Genomic DNA, 12,582 nt, shown 5'->3' with positions numbered 1-12,582 from the left:
GTTTATGTTGCGTATACTATCCATAGAGACTTGGTATTTAGTTGCAATCGAAAACACAGAATCACTCTCTTTAACGACATAAATAAACATGGCAACCCTCTTTTCGAAAATAAGTATTAGTTTAAATATATGTAATTGTTTTTATTGAATGTTGGAAATAAATTAAAGTGAAGGAAATACAAAAAGGGAATCGTTTATAATACATAAATTTTGGAGGAATACAAATTGTCTGATCTCTATTCACGTCTTTCCAAGGATGAAGCTGCGCTTCTTCTAGTGGACCATCAGACCGGACTCATTTCCGGCCTTGTCCGTGACTACGGTGTAGACGAATTCAAGAATAATGTTTTGGCTTTGGCCAATACTGCTAAATTTTTTAATCTGCCCGTCATCATGACCACAAGCTTTGAGAATGGTCCCAATGGACCGCTTATGCAAGAACTCGTCGATCTCTTTCCAAATGCGCCAAAGATCTCTCGACCAGGTCAAATCAACGCCTGGGACAACGAGGATTTCGTCAAGGCGATTGAGGAAACTGGCAAGAAACAACTGATTATAGCCGGTGTGGTGACCGATGTCTGCGTTGCTTTTCCGGCACTTTCCGCAGTGAAGGCAGGTTATGAAGTATTTGCTGTCGCCGATGCTTCCGGAACTTTCAACAAGCAGGTGGCGAACGCCGCATTAATGCGTATGGCTAATGCAGGAGTACAGCTCATGAATTGGTTTAGTGTGGCAAGCGAATTGCAACGCGATTGGCGCAACGACAAAGAAGGATTTGGCGCCCTGCTTGCAGGCCATCTTCCGGGTTATCAAAATGTAATCGGGAGTTATACGGGGGCTCAGCGCGACCTAGGCAATCAATAACTAAATTAACAGTGATTAACTTATCGGATCAAAAACGCAGCAAATTTGCTGCGTTTTTGATTATGAGAGGTTTAACTTGATTTCTATTCAGTTGAGTGGTAAAGTGATAATTAGGTTAATGTTAGGGAGGGGAAACGAGTTGCGTAATAATACGATGGGGTCTTTAATATGGTTACGCTTAATGCGTTTTACGAACCGCAGTAACCAGCTTTCGAATGATTTTTTAAAGCGTTTTGATATTACAACAGCACAATTTGATGTGCTCGTGCAAATACAAGTTTATCAGCCGCTAACGCAAATGGAGCTAGCTGATAAAGTAACAGTTACGCAAGGTGGTATTTCCCGAATGCTTGTACGGCTTGAAAAAGAAGGTTATATAGTGCGCAAGCAAGATTGGAAAACAAAAACGATCAGTCTCACTGAAAAGGGTGAAGCGATTTTAGATGAGGCGATGCCAGCTCAACTCGCGTTTCAATCGTCATTTTTTGATGAGGTTTTAAACGAGGAAGAAACGAAAACATTGTACACTCTGATGACTCGTATCCATAAACATAGCCAAAAAAAAGAATTACCGCCTTTGTAATTTTTTTTTGCATTATCGCTTGATTAATCAAGTTGAAAAACCAGTGCCTAATTTTGGTTATAATTAGTTTCAAATTTTCGATTGACTTAAGTTCTAGTTTGATATATTATTAATTCGAGATAATTAAATCAAAGACATCTAAAGGAGACTTAAAACATAATGAATATTCTAGTAGTAAAAGCAAACAACCGCCCAGCATCTGAAGCAGTATCAACTAAAATGTATGAAGCTTTCATGAATAACATTGAAGGTGTAAACGTAACTACTTACGATGTATTTGCAGAAGATATGCCTTACCTTGGTCAAGATTTATTCAGCGCTTTCGGTAAAGTAGCGTCTGGCGAAGAAATGACAGACGTGGAAAAGCGTATTTTGGCTGCTAAACAAAAAGCAATGGATGCAGTAACAGCTGCAGATGTAGTTGTATTCGCGTTCCCATTATGGAACTTAACAATCCCAGCTAAATTACAATCTTTCATCGACTATATTTACCAAGCTGGATTTTCTTTCAAATATGATGAAAATGGCAATGCGGTACAATTATTAACTGACAAAAAATTCGTTGTTCTAAGTGCTCGCGGAGGCATTTACTCATCACCAGAAGCAGCACCAATGGAGATGGCTGCTACTTATATTAAAAATGTATGCGGCGGAGTATTTGGTATGAAGCTTGTTGATGAAGTGATAATTGAAGGACACGCTGCTATGCCAGCTCAAGCCGAAACGATTATTGCTGAAGGTTTAGCAAAAGTAGAAAATGTAGCAAAAGGTTTATCAGCTGTTACAGTATAATTATTAAATTAAAAATACAAATATTTAAATACAGCCCCAAAATTGTTAAGCGAACAATTTTGGGGCTAATTTATTTCGGAAGATCAAAGCAAATGAAAGATTTAATTAGAAAACTGTTTTATTTAAGTCTAGTTATTTGCTCACTGATTCAGTAGTATTAATATAGTTGTCTAAAATTATCATCAAAATTGGAAGTGAGCAATAGATGAAACTTATTATTGCGGAAAAGCCTGACCAGGGAGTGACGCTGGCTTCCGTTTTTAAAATGAAGAAGCATCAAGGGTTTGTAGAAATTTTTCCAAATGATGTTTTTCCCCAAGGAGCCTATGTGACATGGGCAGTAGGCCATCTATGCCAGCTGGCAGCACCAGAAAAATATGATTCTGCGTGGAAGAAATGGTCACTGCATTCATTGCCGATTATTCCATCACAATTTGAATATGAAGTGACGAAAGATAAAGCAAAACAGTTTTACATAATAAAAAATCTTCTTTCCGACCCTAAGCTGACAGAAGTTATCCATGCGGGGGATGCAGGCCGTGAAGGAGAATTAATTATTAGAAATATTCTCCGTATTACTAAATCGAGGCTTCCGATGAAAAGGCTTTGGATATCTTCGTTAACCCCAAAAGCCATTAAAGTTGGCTTCCAATCATTACTGGAAGAATCAGAAACACGTAACCTTTATTATGAGGCATATACGAGAGCATGTGCAGACTGGGTCGTAGGGATGAACGCTTCTCGCCTATATAGCCTTCTTCTCCAGCAGCAAGGGTTTTCTGATGTTTTTTCAGTAGGAAGGGTGCAAACACCAACCCTTGCCTTAATTGTAAAAAGAGAAAACGAGATTCAGAGCTTTGTATCAGAACCTTTTTGGGAAGTCCAAGCACAATTCAAAATAAATGGAAAAAAATATACGGGAAAATGGGAAAATGACGGAGAGACGCGAATAAAGACAAAGGAGCTTGCCGAAAAAATTGCTGCTTTTTGCCAAAATAAAGAAGCAGAGGTCGCAGAAGTTCAGGCAGAAAAAAAGGAATTTCTTCCTCCGTTACTATTTAATTTATCAGCACTTCAGGCAGAAGCAAATCGCCGCTTCAAGCTACCTCCAAAAAAAACCTTAGATGTATTACAAAAGCTTTATCAAAAAGGGATCGTTTCCTATCCTCGTTCTGATTCGAGACATGTGACAAAAGGGGAAGCAGAGCTATTTCCGGAAATCCTGAAAAAGATCGGACGAATCAGTGATTATCAACCCTTTTTCCCTTTGCCGACAAATTCACTAGTTCATAATAAAAGATATGTGAATGACAAAAAAGTAACAGACCACTATGCCATTATTCCTACTGAGCAAGTACCAAGCCTGGAAAAGCTCTCTCCTGATGAAAAAAAGCTGTATGATCTCATCGTGCGAAGTCTTATTGCCGCACATTATGAAAAGGCTGTCACCGAATATACGACCGTGAAAACACTCGTTGAAGGGAGAGCTAAATTCCTATCAAAGGGGAAGGTTCAGCTTGAAGAGGGGTGGAGGAAGGTCATTCCGCAGGTGGAAAAAGACAATGAACCAGAATTGCCTCCATTACAAACAGGAGAAAAAGGCAATGTGATAAAGGCAGAGGTAAAAGAAAGTAAAACCCAGCCGCCTAAAAGATACACAGAAGGTCAGCTTATTACACTCATGAAGACAGCTGGCAAGCATATAGAAGACAAAGAACTGGAAAAAGTGCTTATGAAAACCGAAGGTCTTGGAACAGAAGCAACAAGAGCAGGCATTATTACAATGTTGAAAGACCGTAATTATATTGATATAAATAAAAATCTAGTGTATGCAACACCGAAGGCAAAAATATTAATTGGTGCAATCGGATCTGAGATTCTTGCGTCCCCAGAGATGACTGCCAAATGGGAGCAGCGCCTTAAAGACATTTCAAATGGTGAGGCCTCCCCAAAGCAATTTATGGAGCTGACAAATAAAATGGTGTCGCACATTATTGAAGCATCTGTAAAAAATGCCGGGGAATGGGCATTTAATGAAGAAGATAAGGAAGGCTTTACACCAGGTAAATCGAAGCAAAAGAAAGCAACTGCCATTGGGAAATGCAAATTTTGTGAAGGCAAGGTCATTGATAAAGGAAAGTTTTATGGCTGCACGAATTTTAATAAAACGAAATGTAATTTTACTATCTCTAAAAAAATTATGGGTAAATCCATCACACAAAAGTTACTTAAGCAGCTGCTCCAGGAAGGTGCGACAGAATTAATGGATGGTTTCAAAAGCAAGGAAAAAACTTTTTCGGCAAAACTTATGTGGGATGATAAAGAAAAGAGAGTAAAGTTTATGTTTCAGAACCAATAGAGTAAATATTAGCCATTGAATTCCTTGTTTCACTATGATGAATGTAGTAAACTTTTTAAAGGCCTTAAGATAATTATATGATATTAACTTTGTCACCTGCTTGTAAAAATAGGCACTTTGCATAGTAAATTTCATATAATGAAGTATACGAAAAATAGGACAAAGATATTTGGCCAGTTCATATGGGAGGGTATTCGATGCCAACACCTAGTATGGAAGACTATATCGAACAGATTTACATGTTAATTGCCGAGAAAACATATGCCCGTGTTTCAGATATAGCAGAAGCTCTTGCAGTACATCCCTCCTCTGTAACAAAAATGGTTCAGAAGCTTGATAAAGATGGGTATCTAGTTTATGAAAAATACAGAGGTTTAAGTCTGACTTCAAAAGGTAATAAGATTGGAAAAAGGCTTGTATTTCGGCATGATTTACTGGAGCAGATGCTCCGTTTAATCGGGGTTAAAGAAGAAAATATTTACGGCGATGTTGAAGGGATTGAACATCATTTAAGCTGGGATGCAATCGACAGAATTGGAGATCTCGTTCAGTATTTTGAAGAGGATGCCGAGCGGGTTGAAGCATTAAGAGAGATTCAAAGACAAAACGAAGAGGAAGATCAAGAGGAAGCGCAAGAACACGTTAAAGAACAGGAACTAGAACAAGAGGAAGCACAATAACAAAAGCTAGCGCAAGAACAATGATAAGGACCTGCCTATGATGCAGGTCCTTTAATACATATCAGGCCAATCATTAAAAGATAGGGCTGTTTCAGGCACTAATATGGAAGAATTTCCATCCTGTCCATTTTGTATATTCACTCCAGCTATCTGTCCATTTTCTGCCTCTTGTAAAGCTTTTTGATATGAAATGATTCGTCCGCTTGATGTTTTAAAACTGATAATATCTCCAAAATAGTTTCTGTGTACAGCCACGAGCTGTTCTTCAAACATCGTTTCTCCTCCTTTAATTAGTCTTATTTTTCACAGTTATTGTATTTTTAAACAAAGGATTCGCTTTCTTAATAGAGAAATTATAAGGGAGAGACTTATATTTTATTTGTTCAATTTTTAATTGAGTGAAAGCGAGGGGAATTATGCAAAAGTTTGAATGGAGTAAAGAGGCTGAGAAACAATGGGATGAAAAATCTACAAGCTGGAATTCAATAAGCCAAGAAATGTGGGAAAGTGGAAGCAGAAAAGAGATTCCGTCATTTTTTGCAGAATTTGTTCCTTCCGGTGGTTCTGTAGGTGATCTTGGCTGTGGGGACGGTTTTGGGTCATTAAAGTTATCAGAAGCTGGATATATGGTTACAGGAATTGATGTTTCTGAGGAAATGATTGGGAAGGCAAAGCAAATTAATCAGCATAATCATTCACAATTTATGAAAGGTGATATTTCTGCCCTCCCCTTTCCTGATAATAGCTTTGATGCTGTAATGGCGATTAATTCTTTAGAGTGGACTGAGGGCCCCCTTAAGGTCTTAATGGAAGCACAAAGAGCTGTGAAGCCAGGCGGATTCGCCTGCATTGGTATTCTTGGGCCAACAGCTGCGCCACGAGTAAACAGCTTCCAGCGGCTATATCAGGAAAAGGTAATATGTAATACGATGATGCCTTGGGAATTTGAGAAACTAGCAGAAGAGAATAATTGGCATAAAGTCGGCGAGCTTGGCGTGTATAAGCGCGCGGCAGACCAGCTTCCTAAAGGGTCATTATCGATAGAATTAAGGCAGTCCCTTTCATTTATGTGGGTTTTTATGTTAGAAAATGGTAAGAAAGATTAGGGGGAAGACAAATGAGCCGTTATTCTATTAATGATTTTGTAAAGTCAACTCAGCAGCAGGATAAAGAGGAAGGGTTATTTGAACTTGAAACACCAAGAATATTAGAAATTAATTTAAATAACCAAATATGGGCAAAAACTGGAGCTATGATATCTTACCGCGGCAATATTAAATTTGAGCGGGAGGGCATTCTTGAACATGGGATTGGAAAAATGTTTAAAAAGGCATTAACTGGTGAAGGCACTTCCTTAATGAAAGCGACAGGGAATGGAAAATTATATTTAGCCGATCAAGGGAAAAAAATCTCTATCCTTCATTTACAGGGAGATTCTATTTTCGTGAACGGAAATGATTTACTTGCGTTTGAGCCATCGGTCAAATGGGATATTAAGTTAATGAGGCGAGTGGCCGGGATGCTTTCAGGCGGGCTTTTCAATGTTCGTCTAGAAGGGGCTGGGATGGTTGCCATCACCTCGCATTATGAGCCGTTAACCTTGCTCGTTACTCCTGATAATCCTGTTTTTACAGATCCGAATGCAACCGTTGCCTGGTCAGGGACGTTGCAGCCTGAATTTGTGACTGATATTTCTTTCAAAACCTTCCTTGGAAGAGGAAGTGGCGAATCCATTCAAATGAAATTTTCAGGCAATGGGTTTGTTGTCGTTCAGCCGTTTGAGGAGGTTTACTATTCACAGCAATCATAGAAAAGCGGAGGCACCCCTAGGGGGCGCTCCCGCTTTTCTATTTTAATCCCACTCATATGGAGTTTCTTGGTATACATAATAATTTAGCCAATTTGAAAATAATAAATGGGCATGGGAGCGCCATCTATTTAACGGCTGTTTGGATGGGTCATCATTTGGAAAATAATGATCAGGAACATGAATATCCAATCCCTTTTGTACATCTCTGCGGTACTCTTCAGCTAATGTATCCGCTTCGTACTCTAAATGTCCTGTTATCATTATTTGTTTTCCATTATTCGTACTCAAAATAAATGGCCCAGCTTCTTCGGATGTCGAAAGTAACTTTAATGTCGGATGATTTTCAAGTTCTTCTATAAATATATCAGTATATCTAGAATGCGGAGCTAGAAAGGCATCATCAAACCCTCTAAGTAACTTCTCTGAACGATCATGGACTTGATGTGAGTAAACACCAGAACATTTGCCTGAAAGCTCATATTTCTGTATACCGAAATGATGGAATAATGCAGCTTGGGCACCCCAGCAAATATGTAAGGTGGAGGTTACATGGCTCTTCGTCCAATCCATAATTTCAGATAACTCTTCCCAATAATCCACTTTTTCAAATGGAAGCAATTCAATTGGAGCACCTGTAATGATCATGCCATCGAACTTGCGGTGCTTTATGTCAGAAAAGGTAGTATAAAACTGCTCGAGATGCAATGGGCTTGTGTTCTTTGATTCATGTGTAGCTGTCCTCAGAAAAGAAATATTCACTTGTAATGGTGTATTTCCTAAAAGCCTTAATAGCTGCGTTTCTGTTTTTTCCTTCTCAGGCATTAAATTTAAAATGAGTATATTTAAAGGTCGAATATCCTGCATGAGAGCACGATCATCATCCATAACGAATATATTTTCTTCTTCTAAAATTTCTCTTGCCGGCAAAAGCTTTGGAATCTTAATAGGCAAATCATCATCCCCCTGTTAGAAAATTCAATTAAAATCTATTATAATAATGAAAAACATCTGTAGCAATGATAAAAAAGCTTTATAATAAAAAACTTTTTCAACATACTCTACTTAAAATAAAATAAATGGTACAATGATAAGGTAGTAAACGATTACATAATTGTGATACATAGGGGGATAAAAAATGAATGTTAAACCAATTGTAAAGTCAGACATTGAAATCGCTCAACAATCACCAATGAAACCAATTACAGAAATCGCGAAAAAAATCGGTCTTCAAGAAGATGATTTAGAACTTTTCGGAAAATATAAAGCTAAATTATCAACAGAAGCATTACAAAAACTCGATACAAACCAAGATGGAAAAATTATTCTTGTTACTTCAATAAATCCAACTCCTGCTGGGGAGGGGAAATCAACTGTTACCGTTGGCCTAGGGGATGCTTTTACTAAAATTGGCAAAAAAGCAATCATTGCGATGCGTGAGCCATCACTTGGTCCTACAATGGGTGTAAAAGGCGGTGCGACAGGAGGAGGCTACTCCCAAGTTCTGCCGATGGAAGACATTAACCTGCATTTCACTGGGGATCTTCATGCCATTACGACTGCTAATAATGCACTTGCAGCATTCATTGATAATCACCTTCAGCAGGGCAATCAGCTTGGCATTGACCCGCGAAGAATTGTTTGGAAACGAACTCTTGATATGAATGACCGTGCTCTAAGAAAAGTGGTAATCGGATTAGGCGGGCCTGTTCAAGGTGTTCCTCGTGAAGATGGCTTTGATATCACTGTTGCATCAGAAATCATGGCTGTACTATGCCTATCTACTGATTTGAAAAATCTGAAGGAAAGACTTGGCCGGATGGTTTTTGCATACAACTATGATAAACAGCCGATAACTGTTGCAGATCTTGGAGTTCAAGGTGCGTTAACAATGCTTCTAAAAGAGGCGGTTAAACCAAACCTAGTACAAACAATTGAGCATACTCCTGCCTTTATTCATGGTGGACCATTTGCTAATATTGCCCATGGATGTAATAGTGTACTCGCAACAAAAGCTGCCACAAAACTTGCTGATTATGTCGTTACGGAGGGTGGATTTGGCGCTGATCTTGGTGCTGAGAAATTCCTGCACATTAAATCTAGAAGTGCTGGCATCAAGCCGGAAGCGGTAGTCATCGTAGCAACGATTAGAGCATTAAAAATGCATGGCGGCCTTCCAAAAACAGATCTTGGAAGAGAAGATGTACAAGCTCTTACAAAAGGCTTCGCCAATTTAAAGAAACATATCGAAACAATCGAAAGCTTTGGCCTGCCATTTGTTGTCGCAGTTAATAGATTTATTACAGATACTGAGGATGAAGTTAAGACATTAATGGATCTTTGCAGTCAGGCTAATATCCCTGTGTCATTAACAGAAGTTTGGGAAAAAGGCGGAGAAGGCGGCGTAGACCTTGCAAACAAGGTTCTTGAAGTTATTGAAAAGCAAGAAAACAACTTCGAGCCATTATATGATCTTTCAGATACACTAGAAAATAAAATTCTTACAATTGCACAAAAGGTTTACGGTGCTGAAAAAGTTGAATTTTCATCAAAAGCGAAGAAGCAGCTTAAAGATTTCGAAGGCTTTGGATGGGGCAGCCTGCCAATCTGTATGGCCAAAACTCAGTATTCTCTTTCAGATGATCCAACTAAGCTTGGCCGCCCAACTGGCTTCTCCATTACGATTAGAGAATTAAAGCCATCTGTTGGTGCTGGATTCATTGTCGCACTTACAGGAGATGTAATGACTATGCCAGGATTGCCTAAATTGCCAGCGGCGCTCAAAATGGACGTAGATGAGAATGGCAATGCAATTGGATTATTTTAATAGATATTTAGATGTTTGATCCGACAGCTTTTGAAAATATGAAGGTAGTGATTGAGGGAGCGCTTTATGATCGTGATTTAGCGGGGGACATTATCATTATCGATCGAAATGACTTCATAAATACCGCAAAGCTATCCCGGCGGTATGAAGTAACTTTCTCTAACCAACATGATGCTGAACATCTTCATTGTTCCATCATCATGGAAGCTGGGTTAGAAAACTTGGCTGCTGAGCTTTTGCCAGCAGTCCAATCAGATCGATTGTCCGGCTGTCACCTTTTTGTAAAATTCTTAACGATGCATCCGAATGAGCTTAAGATTTTTCAACAGATTGAAAAAGGGCTTAAAGAAATTTGGGGACAGGACAGAACAATAAAGCAGTCTATCATTTGTGATCCGTTCGTAAATGAAGATTGGATCAAGAATGAAACGATCATTAGCTTTAACAGGCTAGTCTCTGAGGATCAAATGGATGATTTAGTGATAATGACGGATTATATGATCGATAGTCTAGATCGATTGCGGACTATAATAAAATGATCTTTTTTATGCTCTGCCTATTCTCAGGCAGAGTTCTTTTTTTGTAAAAAATTCAATATTATCTTTACATTATTAAATTGTGCTAATACGATTATTAAGAATGGGGATTTCGTTTGGACTAGTAGATAGTACCTAGAATAAATTTTCAGGAAAGGTATATGAATAAAGAGGCTTTTCAAGTAAACTATGTGCAGAAGGCAAAATATATAAAGAGATGTAGCTTAATTTTCTTTGCTAAAAGAAATCTATCAAACTCTATTTTGAGTTAGCTTCATCAAATTGAATTTCAGCTATAGAGGGAGTTAATATGAAAATTATTGATGCACATATTCATTTTTCAGATATTTTATCCTTTCATCAAACAGCAAGAGAGCAATCTTTTGTTGATTATTCATATAATGGCTATGTAGAAGAATTTAATAAAGCTAATGTCGTTCTTAGTATTGCGATGGGGGTAACGGAAACACCTGAAATGGGTTTTCCTGATTATCACGCGCAGACGCCAATGGGACTTGATCTAGCAAGGTCTCTTCCGGATCAAATTGTCTATTGTCCAGGAATTAACCCATATGATCTGAATGAAGAGGCTTTATTAAGACTTGAGTTAGAGATTCAGAAGCCAAATGTTGTTGGGATGAAAATTTATTTAGGCTACTATCCTTTTTATGCGTATGATGAAGTGTATGAGCCTGTTTACCGTCTGGCAGAAAAATATCGTCTGCCAATTGTATTTCATACTGGCGACACATATTCGGAAAGAGGGCTGTTAAAATATGCCCATCCTTTAACAATTGATGAAGTTGCTGTAAAGCATCGCAATGTGACGTTTATGATGGCTCATTTTGGTGATCCGTGGACATTAACAGGAGCTGAGATCATTTATAAAAATCCAAACGTCTATGCCGATTTATCTGGTCTGCTTGTTGGAACAGAAAAGGAACTTATAAGCAAAAGTGAAGGCAGGTTTTTAGATCATTTAAGACATGCGCTTGTTTTTTCCGATTCCTATCATAAATTACTGTTTGGGACAGATTGGCCGCTCGTTCCCGTAGGACCATATATAGAATTTATAAAAAAACTAATCCCAGAAGAGCATCATGAGGACGTGTTTTATAATACAGCAATAAAGGTTTTCCCAAAAATTAAACCATTTTTGCTGCAATCAAGTTTGGCTCAGAAAGTCTGATTTTGACTGAAACCTTCATTTTCGTGAAAGGGGCTGGTGATTTAGCCAACCTCTTTCACTGTTTTACATAAATTTCAATAAGGGGGAAAAATGTTGACTAAAATAGCATGGGTTACAGACAGTACTGCTTATTTAGAAGAGCAGCTGCTTAATCATCCAGATGTTTATACGATACCGATTACAATTTTATTAGACGAGGAAGAATTTCTGGAGGTAGATTTAACGCCTGCACATTTGTATGAACGTTTAAAAACATTAAAAAATCCGCCAAAAACATCACAGCCTTCAATTGGCGCATTTAAAGATTTGTATGAAAAGCTTGGCGAAAAGTATGATGTGATTTTCTCTGTTCATATTTCCAGCAAATTGAGCGGAACCGCCTCTTCAAGTGAACAGGCTGCACAGCTTGTTGATTCAAACGTAATAACAATTGATTCGAAGATCCTTACTTATCCATTAACCCGCATTGTGAAAAAGGGGATTGAATTATCCGAGTTGGGAATGGAGCCAGCAGAAATCAAATCAAGCTTGGAGAAGTTACGTGAAACGAATGAGACTTATGTACGAATCGGCAGTCTTGAACAGCTTCATCGAAGCGGCAGAATGTCTGGAGTGCAATTTTTTCTCGGAAGTATGCTGAATATTATTCCAATCATTGCTATCATTGATGGGGCACTAAGCACAAATGAAAAGGTAAGAAGTGAAAGAAAAGCGAAGGATAAAATGATTCAGCTTTTAAGAAAATCACATCAGCAAAAACCAATAAAAGAAGCTTACATCTTGTATGGATTACATGAATCAGAAGCGTTAAAGTGGAAGGATGAGCTTATTGTGGAGTTCCCTGAAATTGCGTTTCAGCCATATCCGCTTGGAGCAGCCATTGGTGTACATGCGGGGGAGAATACGCTTGGTATTAGCTGGTTTAATGGATTAGAATAAAAATTT

General features: G+C 38.3%; 13 protein-coding genes. 11 read left to right on the top strand and 2 right to left on the bottom strand.

What is annotated here, in order from left to right; all coding sequences use genetic code 11:
* Positions 1-225: 225 nt before the first annotated feature.
* From ycaC to mntR, 5 genes are all read left to right on the top strand, one after another.
* A complete protein-coding gene (ycaC, locus tag V7127_RS19590; RefSeq protein WP_335488797.1) occupies positions 226-864 on the top strand; it encodes an isochorismate family cysteine hydrolase YcaC in 639 nt (212 codons plus the stop codon).
* Positions 865-1,003: 139 nt separating this feature from the next.
* Positions 1,004-1,447 (top strand): MarR family winged helix-turn-helix transcriptional regulator, encoded by a 444-nt coding sequence (locus V7127_RS19585; protein ID WP_335346805.1) that lies wholly within the window; start codon positions 1,004-1,006, stop codon positions 1,445-1,447.
* A 159-nt stretch (positions 1,448-1,606) separates the two neighbouring features.
* Complete coding sequence (locus V7127_RS19580; RefSeq protein WP_335346806.1) at positions 1,607-2,239, top strand: FMN-dependent NADH-azoreductase; 633 nt, start codon at positions 1,607-1,609, stop codon at positions 2,237-2,239.
* 205 nt (positions 2,240-2,444) lie between these two features.
* Positions 2,445-4,598, top strand: a complete 2,154-nt coding sequence (locus V7127_RS19575; protein WP_335488794.1) for a DNA topoisomerase III — start codon at positions 2,445-2,447, stop codon at positions 4,596-4,598.
* A gap of 197 nt (positions 4,599-4,795) precedes the next feature.
* Positions 4,796-5,278: a transcriptional regulator MntR gene (gene mntR, locus V7127_RS19570; RefSeq protein WP_335348404.1), complete on the top strand. Its 483-nt coding sequence runs from the start codon at positions 4,796-4,798 to the stop codon at positions 5,276-5,278.
* Between the two features lie 51 nt (positions 5,279-5,329).
* Here the strand turns inward: mntR and V7127_RS19565 are convergent, their stop codons facing one another.
* Positions 5,330-5,551 carry a DUF3892 domain-containing protein gene (locus tag V7127_RS19565; RefSeq protein ID WP_335348403.1) on the bottom strand — a complete coding sequence of 74 codons (222 nt, stop codon included), beginning with the start codon at positions 5,549-5,551 and terminating at the stop codon, positions 5,330-5,332.
* 143 nt (positions 5,552-5,694) lie between these two features.
* Here V7127_RS19565 and V7127_RS19560 point away from each other — a divergent pair, with 143 nt between their 5' ends.
* Complete coding sequence (locus V7127_RS19560) at positions 5,695-6,384, top strand: class I SAM-dependent methyltransferase (protein WP_335488791.1); 690 nt, start codon at positions 5,695-5,697, stop codon at positions 6,382-6,384.
* 11 nt (positions 6,385-6,395) lie between these two features.
* Positions 6,396-7,088 carry an AIM24 family protein gene (locus V7127_RS19555; protein ID WP_335345413.1) on the top strand — a complete coding sequence of 231 codons (693 nt, stop codon included), beginning with the start codon at positions 6,396-6,398 and terminating at the stop codon, positions 7,086-7,088.
* A 42-nt stretch (positions 7,089-7,130) separates the two neighbouring features.
* On the opposite strand, the gene metA is transcribed toward V7127_RS19555, so the two are convergent.
* Positions 7,131-8,039, bottom strand: coding sequence for a homoserine O-acetyltransferase MetA (metA, locus tag V7127_RS19550; protein WP_335345414.1), 909 nt, complete (start codon positions 8,037-8,039; stop codon positions 7,131-7,133).
* 184 nt (positions 8,040-8,223) lie between these two features.
* On the opposite strand from metA, the gene V7127_RS19545 reads away from it, so the two are divergent.
* The 4 genes from V7127_RS19545 (at position 8,224) to V7127_RS19530 (ending at position 12,576) form a co-directional block, all read left to right on the top strand.
* On the top strand, positions 8,224-9,912 hold the full coding sequence (locus tag V7127_RS19545) for a formate--tetrahydrofolate ligase (RefSeq protein ID WP_335488788.1): 1,689 nt from the start codon (positions 8,224-8,226) through the stop codon (positions 9,910-9,912).
* An 11-nt stretch (positions 9,913-9,923) separates the two neighbouring features.
* The gene (locus V7127_RS19540) at positions 9,924-10,451 is read left to right on the top strand and encodes a hypothetical protein (RefSeq protein WP_335488785.1); all 528 of its coding nucleotides are present in this window, start codon (positions 9,924-9,926) and stop codon (positions 10,449-10,451) included.
* Between the two features lie 307 nt (positions 10,452-10,758).
* Positions 10,759-11,637, top strand: a complete 879-nt coding sequence (locus V7127_RS19535) for an amidohydrolase family protein (RefSeq protein WP_335488782.1) — start codon at positions 10,759-10,761, stop codon at positions 11,635-11,637.
* A gap of 93 nt (positions 11,638-11,730) precedes the next feature.
* Complete coding sequence (locus V7127_RS19530; RefSeq protein WP_335488806.1) at positions 11,731-12,576, top strand: DegV family protein; 846 nt, start codon at positions 11,731-11,733, stop codon at positions 12,574-12,576.
* Positions 12,577-12,582 lie beyond the last annotated feature (6 nt).

This window comes from Bacillus sp. JJ1773 (assembly GCF_036962035.1).
Taxonomy (GTDB): domain Bacteria; phylum Bacillota; class Bacilli; order Bacillales; family Cytobacillaceae; genus Cytobacillus.
This window is presented reverse-complemented; position numbering and strand designations above follow the sequence as displayed.